The sequence below is a fragment of the Sphingobacterium corticis genome (assembly GCF_042684745.1).
Lineage (GTDB): Bacteria > Bacteroidota > Bacteroidia > Sphingobacteriales > Sphingobacteriaceae > Sphingobacterium > Sphingobacterium corticis.
Genome location: NZ_JBHUMA010000004.1, coordinates 29,089 through 48,370 on the forward strand (window position 1 = coordinate 29,089; position 19,282 = coordinate 48,370).

General features: G+C 42.3%; 14 protein-coding genes. 2 read left to right on the top strand and 12 right to left on the bottom strand.

The features are described from left to right. The first annotated feature begins 2 nt into the window (after positions 1-2). The gene (locus ACFSQ3_RS01235; RefSeq protein WP_380866793.1) at positions 3-512 is read left to right on the top strand and encodes a hypothetical protein; all 510 of its coding nucleotides are present in this window, start codon (positions 3-5) and stop codon (positions 510-512) included. A gap of 172 nt (positions 513-684) precedes the next feature. Here ACFSQ3_RS01235 and ACFSQ3_RS01240 read toward each other — a convergent pair whose 3' ends face one another. Continuing rightward, complete coding sequence (locus ACFSQ3_RS01240; RefSeq protein ID WP_380866795.1) at positions 685-1,512, bottom strand: alpha/beta hydrolase; 828 nt, start codon at positions 1,510-1,512, stop codon at positions 685-687. Between the two features lie 130 nt (positions 1,513-1,642). Between ACFSQ3_RS01240 and ACFSQ3_RS01245 the strand changes: the two genes are divergently transcribed. Further along, positions 1,643-4,354, top strand: a complete 2,712-nt coding sequence (locus ACFSQ3_RS01245; protein ID WP_380866797.1) for a DNA gyrase/topoisomerase IV subunit A — start codon at positions 1,643-1,645, stop codon at positions 4,352-4,354. Positions 4,355-4,566: 212 nt separating this feature from the next. Here the strand turns inward: ACFSQ3_RS01245 and ACFSQ3_RS01250 are convergent, their stop codons facing one another. The 11 genes from ACFSQ3_RS01250 to ftsA all read right to left on the bottom strand — a co-directional run bounded on the left by ACFSQ3_RS01250 (position 4,567) and on the right by ftsA (position 19,281). Beyond that, positions 4,567-5,880: a bifunctional folylpolyglutamate synthase/dihydrofolate synthase gene (locus tag ACFSQ3_RS01250; RefSeq protein ID WP_380866799.1), complete on the bottom strand. Its 1,314-nt coding sequence runs from the start codon at positions 5,878-5,880 to the stop codon at positions 4,567-4,569. A gap of 19 nt (positions 5,881-5,899) precedes the next feature. After that, entirely contained in the window at positions 5,900-6,724 is an 825-nt protein-coding gene (locus ACFSQ3_RS01255; protein ID WP_380866800.1) for an energy transducer TonB, read from the bottom strand. 69 nt (positions 6,725-6,793) lie between these two features. Next, positions 6,794-7,201: an ExbD/TolR family protein gene (locus tag ACFSQ3_RS01260; RefSeq protein ID WP_380866802.1), complete on the bottom strand. Its 408-nt coding sequence runs from the start codon at positions 7,199-7,201 to the stop codon at positions 6,794-6,796. 25 nt (positions 7,202-7,226) lie between these two features. Then, on the bottom strand, positions 7,227-7,925 hold the full coding sequence (locus ACFSQ3_RS01265) for a MotA/TolQ/ExbB proton channel family protein (RefSeq protein WP_380868454.1): 699 nt from the start codon (positions 7,923-7,925) through the stop codon (positions 7,227-7,229). Between the two features lie 38 nt (positions 7,926-7,963). Beyond that, the gene (locus tag ACFSQ3_RS01270; protein ID WP_380866804.1) at positions 7,964-9,229 is read right to left on the bottom strand and encodes an HU domain-containing protein; all 1,266 of its coding nucleotides are present in this window, start codon (positions 9,227-9,229) and stop codon (positions 7,964-7,966) included. A gap of 45 nt (positions 9,230-9,274) precedes the next feature. Further along, positions 9,275-11,011: a hypothetical protein gene (locus ACFSQ3_RS01275; protein WP_380866805.1), complete on the bottom strand. Its 1,737-nt coding sequence runs from the start codon at positions 11,009-11,011 to the stop codon at positions 9,275-9,277. 16 nt (positions 11,012-11,027) lie between these two features. Next, complete coding sequence (locus ACFSQ3_RS01280; protein WP_380866807.1) at positions 11,028-14,057, bottom strand: tetratricopeptide repeat protein; 3,030 nt, start codon at positions 14,055-14,057, stop codon at positions 11,028-11,030. 193 nt (positions 14,058-14,250) lie between these two features. Next, positions 14,251-15,186, bottom strand: a complete 936-nt coding sequence (locus ACFSQ3_RS01285; RefSeq protein WP_380866809.1) for an aspartate carbamoyltransferase catalytic subunit — start codon at positions 15,184-15,186, stop codon at positions 14,251-14,253. Positions 15,187-15,210: 24 nt separating this feature from the next. Further along, positions 15,211-15,759, bottom strand: a complete 549-nt coding sequence (gene pyrR / locus ACFSQ3_RS01290; protein WP_380866810.1) for a bifunctional pyr operon transcriptional regulator/uracil phosphoribosyltransferase PyrR — start codon at positions 15,757-15,759, stop codon at positions 15,211-15,213. 189 nt (positions 15,760-15,948) lie between these two features. After that, positions 15,949-17,757, bottom strand: a complete 1,809-nt coding sequence (ftsZ, locus tag ACFSQ3_RS01295) for a cell division protein FtsZ (RefSeq protein WP_380866811.1) — start codon at positions 17,755-17,757, stop codon at positions 15,949-15,951. A gap of 141 nt (positions 17,758-17,898) precedes the next feature. After that, entirely contained in the window at positions 17,899-19,281 is a 1,383-nt protein-coding gene (ftsA, locus tag ACFSQ3_RS01300; protein WP_380866813.1) for a cell division protein FtsA, read from the bottom strand. Position 19,282 lies beyond the last annotated feature (1 nt).

A 19,282-nucleotide genomic window follows, 5' to 3' on the forward strand; every position in this document is an offset into this window, starting at 1 on the left:
CCTTGAAAACAATTCTTAGTACCACATTTTTAGCACTTAGCTTTTTCTTTTTAACCATCAGCTGCAACACAGCAACGCCCGATGAATTCTTCCAGAAAACCGTATTAAACTCCAATATTCTATTTCAGTTTGGTACGGATAAAATGACAAGGGAAATCATCAATGCACCGGCTGACAAAGAGCACTATTATTCGCTTATTCTAGAATCGAAAGTGATGTATCTTGAAAAGATCATACCGGATATCGAAAAGACAAAAGCACCGGATGCGGATGGAGAAGAATTGAAAACGCTGAGCTTGGATTTATACAAATTTGCCCTTGCGGTGTTTGAAAACGAATATTTGGAAATCGCTAAACTAAACGTAGAGAATGCGGACAAAGCAGTGATCGAAGAAAAAACAAAAGAGATCGAAGAAAAATATCTAGCGGATTTCTACACCAAATACGAAGCTTTGATTGTTGCTGGCGAAGCTTACGCAAAGAAGCATAATATCAATGCATCTTTTAATTAAGACTGATTGATAAAAAGATTTTGGTTCCAAAGCTGAACCAAAATTCATACGCGTAAAAAAAAGCTGTGTTAACATAGCTACAATTGAGAAAATAGTAATCAGTATGAAACAATAAATAAGCGGTAGTAAATTGAAATTTACTACCGCTTATTTATTAGTATTTTTAAACTCGCTATTTCTTCTGATCTTCTTTGGCCAACCAACCGTTGACTTCTTTTACCAACAATGGTAAGGCAGGATATACCATCCCGTGATCGTATCCATCCAATTCGAGCAATTTAACATCTTCATTGCCCACAATTTTCAACATGCGATACAAGTAAGCATTTTCTTCATAACGTCCGACCATTTCCAAATCGCGTCCGCCAGTAATCAAGGTAATGGGCGGAACATCTTTTCGCACCCAAAACAATGGTGCCAATGCATCAATCGTCGGTTGATTAATGTCAATACCTTGTTCCTGACGAGCTGTAAAATGCGTAATAGTTTGCGCGCTCAGCGAAACCACACCGAAAAGGTCATCAGCATCAATGTGGTGCTTTGTCAAATACGATTTATCCAATGTCAGCATCAACCCCAAATACGCTCCAGCAGAATGACCGGAAAGCACGATCTTATCTTTCGATCCTCCCCTACTTTCGATATTTTTAAACACCCAACTTACGGCCTGTGCTGCATCTTCAACAATTTCTTTGACTTTTACCTGTGGCGCGAAGCGATAACCGACGCCAACAACGGCAAATCCTTTATCCTTCAAAAATTCCGGAATTTCCTTCTGCCCTCCAGTCAATCCACCACCGTGAAACCAAACAATGGTAGCAAAATCCGTTTTCTCTTCCGGGATATAAATATCAATTAAACATTGCTTATTGATGTAATCATCCTTAGAATTTTCGTAGTAAGGAATATTATTGTTTTTCGTTGCATTTGCTTGTGCAAATGAATCACTAATACCAACGAAAAGAAGCGCTAAAACGAATAATTGTGCGAATTTTATCATAACCTAAACTTACAAATATTTTAACGGGTTCGCAATCATATCCAGTCCCTGAAAACCAAAATCATTTTTGTATTTTTACGCAAGCTGACGGCTTTTGCCAATACCCTGTTGACTACTTTACCTTTCAAAAATGAGTGACGAGATTAATAAGAATAACGAAGATCATTACGAACAACTTCCCGACGCCAATAACGGAGAATTAGCGAGTAATACTATTCCACTTTCGGGGCTTTACGAAAACTGGTTTTTGGACTATGCATCTTACGTTATTTTAGATCGCGCCGTGCCGCATATCAACGATGGTTTCAAACCTGTGCAACGTCGTATTCTACATTCATTAAAAGAAATGGACGATGGTCGATATAATAAAGCGGCAAACGTCATCGGGAATACCATGAAGTATCACCCGCATGGGGATGCATCCATTGGCGATGCGATGGTACAAATTGGTCAAAAGGACTTGCTGATCGATTGCCAAGGAAACTGGGGCGATCCGATCACGGGAGATTCAGCAGCGGCAGCTCGTTATATTGAAGGTCGTTTATCCAAGTTTGCAAACGATGTAGTTTTCAATCCGGACACCACCGAATGGCAGTTGAGCTATGATGGTAGAAATAACGAACCAGTTACCTTACCGGTAAAATTTCCGCTGTTGCTTGCGCAAGGTGCCGAAGGAATTGCCGTAGGTTTGGCGACGAAGATTATGCCGCATAACTTTATCGAATTGATTGATGGCGCGATTCAAGCCCTCCGCGGAGAAAGACCAAATATCTACCCGGATTTCCCGACTGGCGGAATGGCCGATGTATCGAATTACAACGAAGGACTTCGCGGCGGAAAGATTCGAGTACGTGCCAAGATTGAGGAGCGCGATAAGAAAACCCTTGCTATCACAGAAATTCCGTTTGGAACGACCACCGGAAGTTTGATCGACAGCGTGGTTGCGGCGAACGATAAAGGAAAAATCAAGATCAAGAAGATCGAAGATAACACGGCTGAAAATGTAGAAATCATTGTTCATCTCGCGCCGGGAATTTCCCCGGATATGACGATTGATGCGCTTTATGCATTCACAAATTGTGAGAATGCCATATCACCGAATACCTGCGTGATAAAGGATAGCAAACCGCATTTTATGAGTGTGAACGATATTCTTGTCGAAAATGCAAAACAGACCAAAGCACTATTAAAAAAGGAATTGGAAATTCGCTTGCATGAATTGCAGGAGAAAATATTCTTCAGCTCTTTATTGAAGATATTCATTCGCGAAGGCATGTATAAGAATGCAAGCTATGAAGAAGCCGGCGATTTTAAAACAGTCGTTGTGGTTTTGAATGGTTTGTTCGAACCTTTCTTCGATCAGTTTTACCGCGAGATCAACAGCGACGATTACAAACGTTTAATCGACAAGCCGATGAGTAGCATTACCCGTTTCGATGTTGCTAAAGCTGACGAGCAGATGAAGGCGCTGGAAGAAGAAATTAAAGAAGTAAAACGCCATCTTCGTCAGCTTACCGAATATGCCATTCGTTGGTTCGAATATTTGCGTGAAAAATATGGTAAAAATCGGGAACGTAAAACGGAAATTCGGGCATTTGACAAAGTAGAAGCGGCGCAAGTAGCACTAGCGAATGCCAAACTTTATGTAAACCGTGAGGAAGGTTTTATCGGTACGAATATGCGTAAAGATGAGTTTGTTTCCGAATGTTCGGACATCGACGACATCATCACTTTCCGAGCAGATGGCAAATACTCCATCAACAAAATTCAAGACAAAGTTTTCGTAGGAAAAGATATTATTCACGTTGCCGTATTTAAAAAAGGCGACGATAGAACGACCTATAACGCGATCTACAAAGACGGAACGAGCGGAACGAGCTATGTAAAACGATTTTCTGTTTCGGGCGTGACGCGTGATAAACCGTACGATATCACCAAAGGCGAAAAAGGTTCGAAAGTTTTGTATTTCACGGCAAATCCCAATGGCGAAGCTGAAGTAGTAAATGTACAATTGCGCGCGCATTCCCAATTACGGAAATTGACTTTCGACATCAACTTTGCAGATTTAGCCATCAAAGGCCGTGGATCACAGGGAAATATTGTCAGCAAATATCCGATCAAAAAAGTGCAATTCAAGAGCGCTGGTGTTTCTACGCTGGCGGGCAGAAAGATTTGGTTTGATCCAACTTTGCAACGTCTGAATGCCGATGAACGCGGAACGTTTTTGGGTGAATTTGATGGCTCCGACAAACTTTTAGTCATCCTTTCGGACGGATCCTATGAATTGTCTTCATTCGATCTGACAAACCATTTCGATGAAAAGATGATTCGTTTAGAGCGCTTTGAACCGGAACACATTTATTCGGCTATTCAGCAGGATGGAAAGACTGGAACTTATTATGTAAAGCGTTTTAAGTTTGATGATTTGCCAATCGGAAAACGCGTTAAATTCATCAATGAAGATGCAGGATCTAAATTGGTATTATTAACAAATGGTGCGGATCCGATGGTCAAATTGAATATCCTTAAAGGTAAGTCGCAAACGCCGGAAGAACTGGATCAACCTCTATCGGAAATTATCGATGTGAAAGGCTTAAAAGCACAAGGGAATCGTTTATCATTCCATAAGGTGGAAAAGATTAGTCTGCTAACGGAAGAAATGGATCTAGCTATAGGAAATAAAGCTCCAGTTGCAACGCAGGAAAATTCCGAATCGGAGGAGCAAACATCAAGCGACGGAAACGAAGGCGAAGCTAAACCAAGTGATTCTGGACCGACGATGGAGATCACCAATCCGGATGATATTAATTTAGATGAGGATGGACAGGTTTCGCTTTTTTAGAAGCGAAACTTTGAATCGAATTTCTCAGCGAAGCTAAATTGATATTCTTTTTGTTGTTGAAGATTTAAGGATAGACTGCCACGTCGTTCCTCCTCGCAGTGACGGAATTCGCTACGGTTACCATCCAAAAGCGCGTCCTTGCGAACCCGAGGTACGAACGGTGAAGCAATCTCAAAAATTCGTAACTTGACGACTTTACAACGAAATTCCTCCTACCTAGCTTGCAGCGAAGTAAGCACTTCTGCGACAACGAATGTGCTTCCGCCGACGAATACTAAATCGCCTTCTTTACAAGCTTCGCACGCTGCGTTGTAAGCTTCAAGCACCGTTTCGTATGCACTTCCAGTCAAATCATGCGCAGTAGCCATTTGCTGTAAGGTTTTCGCATCCATTGCTCTTGGTAAAGCTGGTGCCCCAAAGTAATAGCGAGCATCTTTCCGCAATAAAGGCAAAATGTGACTAAGATCTTTATCTTTCATGGCTCCCATGACAACATGTAATTGCTGATATGAAGTCCGCGCTAGGTTTTCAACCACCTGCTTAATGCCATCTTCATTATGTCCAGTATCACAAATAACTCGCGGTTCGTTTGAGATCGTTTGCCAACGTCCCATCAATCCTGTTCTGGATTGTACCTCACGCAATCCTCCGACGACCTGATCAGCATTTATATGCCAACCTTGCGTATTTAAAACATCAATAACAGAAAGTACGCCTTTCACATTTGCTGCCTGATAAGAACCTCTTAAATCTAATTGTAAGTGATATTGCTGGCGGGCATCACTTCGCGATATTACTTCAAGTTCTTGATAGTCCGACGAGGAATTAACGTGCTCTTTAACTTGCCATTGATCAGATGCGAAGGTAATTGGCGCTGCATGATTTTTTGCTTCCTCGCGGAAAACGACTTCCGTTTCGGAATGCTTCTCGGAGATAATCACTGGAACATTGGGTTTGATAATCCCGGCTTTCTCTCCAGCAATCGCCGTCAACGTATTTCCCAACATATCCATGTGATCAAAACCTATGTTTGTGATCAGCGAAACAATTGGTGTGATAATATTTGTGCTATCTAAACGGCCGCCCAAGCCAACCTCAATTACAGCGACGTCCACCTTTTGCTTCGCAAAATAATCAAATGCCATTCCGACGGTCAATTCGAAAAAAGAGGGTTTAATTTTTTCAATAAATGCCTGATGCTCGTTTACAAAGTTGACAACAAATTCTTGTTCCACCGGAGTGCCATGCACCCGAATACGTTCTCGAAAATCTACCAAATGAGGCGACGTGTACAATCCGGTTTTATAGCCTGCGTGTTCTAAAATGGATGTCAACATGTGCGAAGACGAACCTTTGCCATTCGTTCCCGCAATATGAATGGATTTAAAGCTTTCTTGAGGATTACCAAGGTATTCGCATAACTGGATCGTGCGGTCTAAACCTTTATTGATAGCAGAAGCGCCATCGCGTGTAAACATAGGCAATCGAGCATATAAATACTCGATCGCCTCTGCATAATTATTCATAAAATATCTTGAAAAAATACTATCGAACTTGGAATCGGAAGGTCACTTTACCTACTTGGCTATCCGGTGCGTTCGCAAGCGAATTAAGCTTCGCATTCTCTACTGCCTGAATACATTTCTGCACCAAGCGATAATCTGCAATGGTTGTTCTCGAACCTTGACGAGCACGCACAATACGACCGCTCTTGTCTACCGTAAATTCTACTTCGACAATACCAACGGACTGTCCATCGTCTTTGACGCTCGGCGGAACATCCCAACGACGATTGGACAACGAAAGCGCCATATTTCCGAAGCCGGAACCACCTTCGCCATAATTACTCGCCAGCGGATCACCCAATTCAGAACCTTGGTTTCCCGGCGTCGATCCTTCTCCGTCGCCGGCACCTTTACCATTGTTCTTTTTGCCTTTAAATAATGCATTTTGATTCACCGCCGGTGTAGCATTTTTCTTCTCTACCGTACTTTGCTCTGCATTATTAGGCTTTGGCTTCTCCGTTTTCGTTACTGCTGGAGCATCATCAATATCCTGTGTCGCGACTGTTTTCTCCGCAGTTTGTTGGGTCGGAGTAGGAAGCGGGGTTGTATTTTCATCAATACGATCCGGACGTACCTGATTCGCATTTTCGTCCATCGAAGGCTCTTCTACACTCATATAATCGTCGCCCATTCCTTCTGGAGAAGTTCCGTAGTTGACGATTATTCCTCCCATTCCGTACTGTGGAATATCTTCAGCGAATACGATAAAAAATCCGATCAGCAACAGACCGGCCATCACCAAAGTGGATATTCCCAATGCTTTGGGCAGATTATTTTCTTCCTGCTGCTGTTGATGGTAATACATATACGTTTTTCTCTCTTTATGACCTATAGACCAAATTGACTGCACATTGTTTAATGCAGCAATTGGGTTTTAGTTATTTTTCGGTTCTGTAGCTAACACCAATTTTACACGCAAGCGATTGGCTACATCCATTACCGAAATAACATTTTGGATCGGCACGGTGCTATCTGCGTACAACATAATTGTCAACTCCTCTCCCGTCGCAATATTATTTTGAATAGCTGCCTCCAAAGATTCCAACGGCACGGCCTGTTTATCAACATGATAAATCAAATCGCTCGTGATGGAAATCGTCATGGTCTTTTTGGCAACCGACTGTTCGCCGGCGCTAGAACGCGGCAACAATAACTTTACGACCTGCGGATTGGCCACAGCAGATGCTAACAGGAAGAATAACATCAAGAAGAACATGATGTCATTCAGCGCTGCTGTGTGTACCTCTGCTGTAGGCTTATTTCTTCTATTTCTTAAATTCATCAGAATAAAACTTTATTCGTGGATATTAAGATCCCGGTTCGTCCAATAGATCGATAAATTCAATCGCATCCGTCTCCATACGTAAGATCACGCGTTCTACCATCATATTCAATATATGGTAACCGATGTATGCCAAGATACCGATCGTTAATCCAGACGCGGAAGCAATCATCTTTACATATAAACCTCCAGATACCGAACCAATATCGATACCACCGGCAATTTCTACCTCACGGAAGATCTGGATTACCCCGAAAATCGTTCCGACGAAACCAAGCATTGGTGCAATACCAGCTACGATGCCTAGAATGTTAATGTTTTTCTCTAAACGAGCTACTTCCAATTTGCCTTGGTTTTCAATAGCACCTTCAATGTCCTTAATCGGACGACCAACGCGTGTCAAACCCTTTTGCAACATTCTGGAAAGTGCGGAGTTGCTTGAACGACAAACTGCTATCGCAGAATCCAATTTTCCCGATAACACGTTTGATTTTACCTGAGGTAATAATCCGGATTCACGTTTTGATGCCTTACGAATGGTAATATATCGTTCGATAAAAATGACTAACCCGATAAAGAACAACAACGCAATCGGCACCATTATCCACCCTCCACGCATCAACAATTGCAAAAGATTGGTATCCTCTTGCATTGGAGTTAAATCTACTGTTTGTTGCATCTGGTTTAGTGAATCAACCGGGTATGCTTGTAAAAGTAATGACATCATACTATTTAGATATACTTGTTTTTTGTTTGTTCTGTTTATTTTTTTACTGCTCTATGCCAAGCATCGGCAACGAAGTTTTTACGCACATGACGCAATGCAGAATCTGCTTGCTCTTTGGTGACATAAGAATCCCAAATAACCGTCGCTGGACTATTTTCACCACGACCAGGGATCAGGCGCACGCGTGACTGCCCTTTTTTGTTATAATCGCTTACCAAAGTTTTCGCATCCGCAAGCGGCAAACGGGAACCAATCACGATATACCAATTGTGATTGGCCGGAATGATAGGCTGATTCGCGTTCTGCACAATCGGTGCTTGCGCATTTTCTTGTGATTCCTGCGCTATTGAAGTTGCGACAGTATCTTGTTGTCTATTTTTTAATAGTTCCGAAGTATCTATGTCGGCAAGATCTGCTGGTGGCAATGCCAATTCTTCTTGCTGGCTGTAAACCTCGGTAGAATCATTGCCGATATCGCCAAATGAATCGTCCGAATATAAGGACGTAGGACGTGTAGCATACCACAATCCGCCTATAATAGATAAGGCAACTATCGCCGCCACGATGTACCAAATGGTGTTGGATTTTCCATCTTCGTCTTCATAGCCATCAGAATAAGGGTAGTTTTCTTCCAATGGTTCCAAAGGAGACATTTGATTATCCCCAACATGTTGATTTCTGTTTTGTGTCAACGGAGGCGCTTCCGGAACAGGTATATGTTGCTTATTTGATTCAATCGACACATTCGAAGCAGCTTGATCTTGATCCAGCTGTTGTTCTAGCGCTTCTCCCGGTTTAGAGCCAGATTCCGAAGAAACATTTTCTTCGGAATACCGATTTGTCGAAGCGTTTGGTTCGATTTCTTCAGATGACGTTTCAGTTTTTGAAACAGCGTCGCTATACGGCGGAATTTCGACATTAGAAATTGGTTCGAAAACGAAGCTCGACAAATCTAATGGTCTGAAAACAAATGCATCACCATACTTCAACAAATCGCCTAACTGCGTGATACGTGCCTTTCCGTTCTCTACAATACTAGTATTGATACGCGACACCTCCTGTGATACTAATTCTTCCGCAGCGGAATGTGTAATCTCGTTCTCTTGTTGTAGATAATCAATGATATTGATTCCTCCTTGACCAGCGTGCTCAAACTCGATATAATCGATTGGAGGCAAGAATACATTACGCGCTTCATCAAATGATGCGGATTGGTGTACCTTTCGGAATACACCTAGCCCTTCGACGGATACGGTTGGGTAATGCTTTAGTACTTGTTGTATTTTCTTGCCTAATTCCATAGTTTACGGTAGAAATTGCTACGCAAATTTACTCGAAAGAATCAATTAAAACGAAAAATTCAATCCGCCAATCACATTAAACCCTAAACGTGGGTAATATAAGTAGCGTTGATATTCGTTATTCAGAATGTTATTTGCTTTCACAAAAATGCCCAATTGCTTTGTCGCTTTATATTCCGCACCTGCACTCAGATCCAAAAACGATGGAATGCTTTGAATAATTGGCATGCTTGAATTATAAGAAGCCGGATCAGCGCTAGTAGCAGTATATTCGAATGTTCTTGCTTTCGTAGCTCCGTGGAATAGCGCTTCCGCATCGATGTACAATTTCTCAGAAATGTTGAAGCGAGCATTCGCTGTCAAGCGCATGTTTGGCGTGTGCCAAGCTTCTTGTTGCAGTACCATTGTATAGTTATCAATATTCAAACGACCGCCTAAGTTTACCGCTTCGGATACGCGAATATTGATCTCACCTTCTACACCAATATGCTTAACAGCTTCGTCGCCATTGCCATCGTACACCATATTAAATTGAAACGGCGTTGTTGGATTGTTCACGAAGAAAGGCATGTTTTCTAATTGACGATAGAAGGCTTTCGCTTTCCAACCAAATGTTGCTCCCGCATTACCTTTAATACCTCCGTACGCATGCATACGTTCAATCATATTTTGAATCTGAACATTTGGACCCAAGAATTGGTTTTGTCTTGTGAAATCACGATATGATCCACGCTCAACGCCGCCTGTGATACCACCAAAAATATAGAAATATTCAGGTACTAAAGAGAAGTCAATTTCCGCTTTCGGGAACACATTGAATGACGACTCGTTTCCAAATTCAGAAACTAAGTTGGCTCCTAACTGAATAGTATAATTCGCTCCTTTGAAACTGATGTATGGATTTGCGGATGCTACGGAATTATTAACACCTGGGAATCCGGCTGCATTCAGTGCACCATCGACATTGTTTAAATCTACAGAAACGTTTGCACCGATATTGAATGTGCGCACACGTTTGTTTAGATAACCGGATAGCGCAAAGGAGTTTTCGCGCACATCATAACGATCCGAATAGGTGTAGGCATCGGCCTTCAAAGAATAACTCAACGCATCTTCATCAGCTGGATCGAAATTACTCACCATTTCTCCCGTCAAATACAGATCATTGAAAACCTGTGATTCGCGGGCAGGGTTGATATTCGTTCCTTGTGCATTCAACGGATTACCATAGAAATTGGTTCCCAATCGGTTGTAACCCAATTGGCCATCAACAGTAAGTTGAGGAAAAACACGTCTTCCAAACACGCCAACTTCCTGGCGGGAGAAACGTTGATCATCCAAAGCACCTTTTTGGTTCAAATGTTTCACGAAACCTCCAAAACGAATATCTTCGTAATCTTCCACCGCGAAATACGCTTCGCCCATGATGGTTCCCAGATTACCTACTCCACCTTTGATATAATTACTATAGTTATCGCGAGCACGGATGAATGGGGTTTCCATAATCTTCAACTCGCTCAAACCTGTATTGATATCCAATTTCTTGTCAGGAATATTTCCGTAAGACAATTTTGGCATGTATTCACGCTTGTTGGCCATGTCCGGACTGCGGCGAATTTTTACGGCATCCGCCAAAAGCGGACGGTAGTCGCGCACAATAACGAATGAATCTATCGTTGCTGGCTTTTCGGTTTCTTCGCGTTGTTGAGCAGCAGCTTCAAAACTCACACCAGTAAGCATCGCTAAAAACGCTGTTTGCGTCAGTATCTTCTGAAATTTCATCTTCACTACCCTGATCTTATTTAATTTTCTGCAATAACTCCTTCGCTTCTTTCACTATACCGTCCTTATCATTGTCGTAATTGTCGATCACACTTTCCAAGGTTGCCTTCGCTTGAAAGTTGTCGCCCTTACCACGATATGCTTCGGCCATCGTAATAAATCCTTTCGCCACCCAATACTCGAACGAAGAGAATTTATCGCCTATTTCCATAGCGGTTTTAATTGCCTTATCCCACTGTTTAGCCTGAACTTGTTGCTTCGCAATTAGATAATTTGCTTCCGCTCCAGTTGCCGTTTTCGATTTCGACGCAGCAGCGGTTAACTCCTTTGTGGCATCCGCCGCTTTGTTGGTTGCTTGGTAAGCTTTAGCAGCATACAAACTAGCACGAGCGATTTCTTCTTCCGAAGATTTCTCGTATCCTTTGATGATGTTTGCGTAGTTTAACGTTTCTGCATAATCATTGATGTTGTAATAACTGATCAATAAATTATTGACTGCCCAACCGTAATTTTCTTTGTATTCTGACGTTAATTCCAGTTTTTTCAATACTTGAACCGCTTCATTGTACGCTTTGTTGCGAATATGCAAACGCGCAACACTCAGCAACGTTCTCTCGGTGTAAGCACTTGTCCAATCGTTCATGATGATATTGAAATCATGCAATGCCTCTTTGTCTTTACGCAACTGCGCGTAACTTTCTCCACGGATGAAACGAGCATGTTTCTCATGGATTGGTTTCGGAAACTTATCAAAATACGCATTGATTGCTTCCACGGCACCTTGCCAATTACCACGATCGAATAGTGTACGTGCAACCGAGAACGTATGTCCATCTTGCTCCGCCGTGCTCAAATCCCCGATGTTGGTGCTTGTCGCATAACGGATATAACCGCCAGCATCATTTTTATCCAAATAGATGTTTTCGATAGATGCTAATGACTGTTTCGCTTCATCGGTCGTTGGATATTGACTAACTACACGCTGAAAAGTCGCTAATGCAGCATCACGATTATCCTGATTGTACTGAACCAAACCAATCGTCACTAAAGCACGTGGCACATAACTACTTCTTGGATATTGATCCACCATCTTTTGCAATCCGGAAATCGCTTGATCGTATTGACCTAACAAGAAATAAGTATACGGAATCTCGAACGCTACATCATCTGCATAGTTGGAGTTCGGGTATTTTTGGATTACCGAATTCAACGTAGCCACTTTTGCTTGGCTATTGCCTTGCAAACCTTGAATAATCCCGCGTTGGAATAATGCGTAATCTTGGCTTTGTGCATTACTGCTGATCAAGCGATCGTAGTAATTCATTGCGCGACCATAATTTTTCGTTCCGAAATAGGAATCCGCAGCGCGAGCGATTGCATCATTACGTGTATTCGCGTCGATTCCATCGCGTTGCGCTCCCGATAAGAAACGCTCGAAATAATTTGCCGCGGTGCTGTAGTTGTCGTTACGGAATGCAGCATACGCTAATGCGTAGTTCGCATAATGATAAACATCCGTATTACGCGCTGCAGGCAGTTGCAAGAATTTGTTGAAGTTTGCTGTTGCTTCTTTGTACTTGCGCACTTCGTACATCGCTTCCGCTTTCCAATAAACCGATAATGCATAGATCTCTTCGTCGTAACGATTCTCCTCCGAACGCATGAACATGGAAATACCATTTTCAAAAGCTCGTTCGTTGTAGTATTCTAGACCGCGATAATACGTTACCTTTTGGTAGGCTGCTTTTGCTTCGCGGCTACTGCGGTTAATGCCTTCCAAAACATCAACAGCTGCACGATAATTTTTCGTTCCTAAAAGGACCTCCGCCAATAATGTTTTTGCTTCTTCGCTACGGCGAGAATTGCCGTATGTGGTCAGGTATTCTTGCACCGCATCCAAAGCGACTTGGTGGAATTCCAACTCGTAAGAAAGCTTCGCATAATTGAATAAACCTTCTTCTTTCAATTGTGGATCAAAATCTAACTTCGATGCACGGAAAAATGCATTTCTCGCACTTTGCTTGTTATTGGTTTTGATGAATGCATCGCCCAAAGTGATCATCGCACTTTGATAGTACGCATCGGGATCGTCCAATTTCTCTAATTCCTCAATCGCACGTTCATAGTTACCCAACTTGTAGTTGATATAACCAATCTGGTAGCTATCTTGATTATTTTGGGTTTGACCTTTGTCCCCAGCTTGGAATCTGTCGTAATACTGTTTTGATTTATCTAAATCACCTTTAATAAAATAGGTTGCAGCGATAATACGGAACATCTCCGTTTCGCTCTCCTGCTTAGTATTTTGCAGAATAGGCAAGGCATACGCTAAGACTTCATCATAACGCTTATCTAAGAAATAAAGCGCTGTGATGTAGTACGGATAGCTATTCTCATAGGTTTTAGAACCCTTCAAACGTTCGAAATCGTTTAACGCGGTTTTATATTCCGAGTTCAGATAGCTTAGATATGCCGAATAATAGATCGCCGCTTCTTGATAAGCAGAATTTCTATTTTTTAATTCGTCGAATACCGGTTTGGAAGATTCATAATCTTTGATCATGAACTGCGCGTAAGCCAGTTTGAACCGATATTCCGTGTTCTCAGCGCCCGCTAAGCTTTTGCTATCAATACGTGTAAACCATTCTATCGCTTTTTCAAATTCCTGTCTTTCGTAGTAAAACTTACCGATCTGGAAATTTGCCGCTTTAGAATTTGGACTCGAAGGAAAATCGCGGATATATTTTAAAAATAAGCTTTCAGCATTGGTTTCTTCCAACTCCAATGCACACACCGCTTGGTAATAACGGATGTTCTCTTTCAAAAGCGAGAGCTCTTGCGTTTCATCCAATTGCAATGTAGATTTAGTACGAACTTCCTCTGCCTTATCGAATTGCTTCGCGGCTGAACTAAACTTGCCACGCTCATACAATTCTAAACCCGATTTGTATGCTCGATTCACATCTTGCCAAGCAGTTTGCTGCGCCATAGCAGATGTCCCCATCAAGCATAAAGCTACACCGACTTGATATATTTTATTGTACATATTTAACGAATGCTACTATTTATTGGATACACGTGTTTCATCATTACAATGATGGCCTTCCGTAGTTGACTTCTCCGCAGAAACGAACAGCCTCCATCAACATACGAAAATAGAAGTTCCCCTTTAGGTTTTCCTCAAAAGTTATTAACATTGGTGCATAAACACCATTTTTAACGATATTTTAACAGATGGATTAACCGCGCTTGCCAGCTAATAGGTAAAGCACTGCCATCCTGACTGCTACGCCATTTTCAACCTGATCCAAAATGATTGAATGATCGCTGTCTGCGACATCGGAGGTAATTTCCACACCTCGATTTATTGGGCCGGGATGCATAATAACGATTTCCTTATTTAAACTATCTAATATCTCCTTATTAAGGCCATATAGCATAGAATATTCGCGAAGCGACGGAAAGTAAGCAATATCCTGACGTTCGAGCTGAATGCGTAACATATTAGCCACATCACACCAATTCAATGCTTTCATCAAATCATGCTCCACCTTTACGCCGAGCGAACTGATATACTTGGGAATTAAAGTAGTCGGACCACAAACCATCACCTCTGCTCCTTGCTTTTGCAAACAGAGAATGTTCGATAACGCAACACGAGAATGCAAAATATCTCCAATGATGGCAACTTTCTTTCCCGCGACATCACCTAAACGTTCACGGATTGAAAACGAATCCAACAGTGCTTGTGTCGGATGTTCGTGTGCACCGTCGCCCGCGTTTACGATCTGCGCGTCAATATGACGACTTAAGAAAACCCCAGCTCCGGCATATGGATGACGCATCACGATCATATCCACTTTCATGGCCAAAATATTGTTCACCGTGTCAATCAATGTTTCGCCTTTGCTTACCGAGGACGATGAAGCTGCGAAATTAATTGTATCCGCAGAAAGGCGTTTTTCAGCTAATTCAAAAGATAATCTGGTACGCGTAGAGTTTTCGAAAAAAACGTTTGCAATGGTAATATCCCTCAACGATGGAACTTTCTTGATAGGACGATTTAGCACGTCTTTAAAATTGGATGCTGTATCCAAAATCAGTGCTATATCTTGCTCGTTAAGATCTTTTATTCCTAGAAGGTGACGGGTGCTTAATTGTTCTGTGGTAGACATGGAATTTATATATCTGTATACGCGTTATTTTTCTTCGGTGATAAGGACGATGCTGTCTTCTTGATCATCGGCTTCTTTCCAACTCACAATGACCTTTTGAGCATCAATGGAATCAACTTGAATACCGATATAATCCGGCTCAATCGGCAATTGACGAGAAAAGCGACGATCAACCAAAACCATTAATTCAATTTTCTTGGCGCGGCCGAATGATTGCACAGCATCCATCGCGGAACGAATTGTTCTTCCGGTCCAAAGCACATCGTCCACAAAAACAACCGCTTTATTATCGACTAAAAAGTCGATATCCGTACGATTTGCCTGCAAAGGGCTCGATCCTTTGATCCGGAAATCATCTCGATGAAAAGTAATATCCAATGCGCCGGTTTGCACATCGTGTCCAGACATTTTCTTGATCTCTTGCCGAAGGCGATTTGCCATAAATGGTCCGCGCGGTTGCACACCAATAATCACTGTTTCACTAAAATCGCCATGATTCTCGATCAACTGCTGGCACAGTCGCTGCAAGGTGATGTCAAACTTAGCTCCATTTAAAAGCAGAGATTGTTTCATATATATCGTATTCGATGTTATTAGGGCTTTTAGCGCTTACTGTTTGGACAAGATGGCGATCTAAAAAGCGACCTTTCTAACGTGGTTATTATTTAGGCAAACTTAGCCATTTTTTTCAAAAGACTTGAGCCGTATGCATACAAAAAAACAGCTTCGGTAAGGAAGCTGTTTGAAATATCTGTTGATCGATTAATCGACGTTATCGTGTAAAAACGAGTTATTCGGACGAATTTCTGTTTCGCCGCTATCAAACGATAAAGTGAAGCGAGAAACTTGAGATTGCGAAGAATGTGGCACATCGTCCAAAGATTTTTGTTTTCTCTTATAAGCCGGTTCGTTCTCCATTTCTTGCAAGCCGTTTGTTGAACGTAATTTCATACTCAATTCCTTCAAACGTAAGATACGCTCTTTGGTTTTCATCAATTGATCTTCGAAATTTGCTTCTTCCGCTTTCGCTTCTTCTAAAGCTGCTGGCGCTTGGAAGCTGTTCTGAACAGGCGCTTGATATGGCTGACTATAGCTATTTTGTGGCGCTTGCGTTGGTTGATTCTGTTGCGGATAAGAAGTTGGCTGTTGCTCGTAAGATGGCTGCGCCGCAGGTTGTTGATACGAATCAAAAACAGTAGGCACTTTAAACTCGAACATCGAAGGCGATGTTTTCAATTCAAAACCATGATTATCTTCCGCTTCCGGCTCTTCCAACTCTTGCTCATTCAAATCCAACGTATGACGAACCACGTGTGCTTCGTTTTCTGGCGTATGGCGAGGCTGAGAAGCAGGTGCTGCTGTTGGTTGACCCACAGGTGCCGTTATAAAAGGACGACCAGCTTGGTTTGCATTAAACAAGTCCGTCTGTTGAATAGATTCTTGTCCTTCCGGCGCTGTCACTCCAACCGGTTTTACAACAGGTTCTGTGTACGTCGGTTTTGCAGCAAATTGATTTTGTGAAACAGGTTTAACGAAAACAGATTTGGAATCATCAGGCGTCAAATTGTGCGCAATCTTTTCCTTTTCTTTTTCCTTTACGCGCTCTTCGCTGGTTTGAAAACCAGTAGCAATAATAGTAACGGAAAGATCATCGCCCATGGCTTCATCAATACAGTTACCCCAAATAAGATCTGCAGAAAGACCCGCTTTTTCTTGAATGTAATCCGTGATGATCGATACTTCATCCATGGTTACTTCTTTAGAGCCGGAGGTAATATTTAAAAGGATATAACGTGCTCCTTCAATTTCATTGTCTTTCAATAACGGTGATGCCAAAGCACCAGTAACTGCGTCCAGCGCACGTTCATCGCCGCTAGCAACCGCATTACCCATAATTGCTACACCGCTATCATTCATCACGGTACGTACATCTTTGAAATCGACGTTCACGTAACCAGGAATAGTGATAATCTCTGCAATACCTTTAGCAGCAGTAGTTAAAATATCATCTGCTTTGGCAAAAGCTGCCGTCATCGTTAGATTTCCGAAAATCTCACGCAAGCGATCATTAGAAATAACTAAGTAAGAATCCACATATTTGCGTAACTCACCTAACCCCTCTTCTGCCTGTGATTTACGACGTTTACCTTCAAAAGTAAATGGTGTAGTAATTATTGCTACGGTTAGGATACCCATTTCCTTAGCAGCTTTTGCTAATACCGGACTAGCACCTGTCCCGGTACCACCACCCATACCTGCCGTAATAAAAAGCATTTTGGTATTGGTACCTAACATCCGTTTGATATCTTCGATACTTTCTATTGCTGAATTTTCGCCCACATCTGGATCTGCTCCAGCACCCATCCCTTCGGTCAAGCTTGCGCCTAACTGGACTTTGTTTGGGATCGGACTCAACTCCAATGCTTGTGCATCCGTATTACATATAATAAAATCAACCCCACTAATCCCCTGCTTATACATGTGGTTTACGGCATTACCACCACCGCCACCTACACCAACTACTTTGATGATAGATGACTGCTCTTTCAACATTTCAAATTGTATCGACATATCTAATTACCTATTTCCTTTTAAATCAACCTGTTGCAACAAGAATTTTCTTCCGCTAATCCTTATGTAATATTAACAATTTCTCCACAAGAGTTTTCCACATTTATCAAATTGTGGAAAAAATCGCCCGATGTTAATAAATTACTTTTTCCCGATAAATGTATCGTTGTCGATATCTTCTCCATCGGTAATCCAATTGCCTAAAATTCGAGTCAACCAACCTTCTTTTCTGCCTTGATCGCTGGCGATATCGCTTACTTTTACGCTGGACTTAGCACGTGGCCCACCGCCCACTTTTGCAATCTTTTCTTGTTCGCGTTTTTCGCCTTCTTCGATCTCCTGAATTCCCTTAATCAACAAACCAATACCTGTCGCGTAAAGCGGACTTTTCAATTCATCAAAAGCTTGCTTATTCAACATATCTGTTTTAGCCAAATATTCATTCGGATAACCGATACGGCAATCAATTCCGGTAACATATTCTACCAATTGAACTAGATGTTTCAATTGCGCGCCACCACCAGTGATCACGATTCCGGCAATCAACTTATCCTCGTAACCGGATGATTTAATTTCATAATGCACGTGCTCAATGATTTCCTCCATACGCGCCTGAATGATGTAGGCAAGGTTTTTTACGGAAATTTCTTTCGCTTCGCGACCGCGAATACCAGGTACACAGATGACCTCGTTTTCTTTGTTTTCGTCAGCCAAAGCAGAACCATAGCGCACTTTCAATTGCTCCGCCTGATTACGCAACACCGAACACCCTTGACGAATATCTTCCGTAACGATATTTCCGCCCAGTGGAATAACAGCAGTATGACGAATGATTCCTTCGTGGAAGATCGCAACATCAGTAGTACCGCCCCCAATATCTACCAATACAACGCCCGCCGTTTTTTCCTCTTCATCTAACACAGCTTCAGATGATGCCAATGGCTCAAGGATCAATTCGGACACTTCCAAATCAGAATTATCTACACAACGCTTAATGTTTTTAATGTCGGTAACGCGACCAGAGATAATGTGGAAATTTGCTTCCACACGTCTGCCTGCCATTCCAATCGGCTCCTTAATTCCCGGCTCGTTGTCGATCGTGAATTCTTGTGGCAATACGTGGATGATTTCTTCTCCTGGAGGCAAGACCAATTTGTACATATCAGAGATCAGACGCTGTACATCTTCGCGCCCGATTTCGTCATCGTCGTTACGAGTTACGATACCGCGGTGCTGAATACTTTTGATGTGTTGCCCGGCGATACCCACGCTAACCACTTTGATATCGACATTCGATTGGCCTTCTGCGATGGAAACCGCTTCGCGAATGCTATCCACAGTCTTCTGGATATTGGCGACTACCCCCCGGCTCACCCCAGCAGACTCGGCTTTTCCTACGCCCAATAGCTCCACCTTCGTGCTTCCACTACGGCGACCTACGGTGACGCAGATCTTTGTCGTACCGATGTCCAACCCAACGACGATTGGATTTTCTTTTTCGAGTTCTGTAAATTTTGGTTTCATA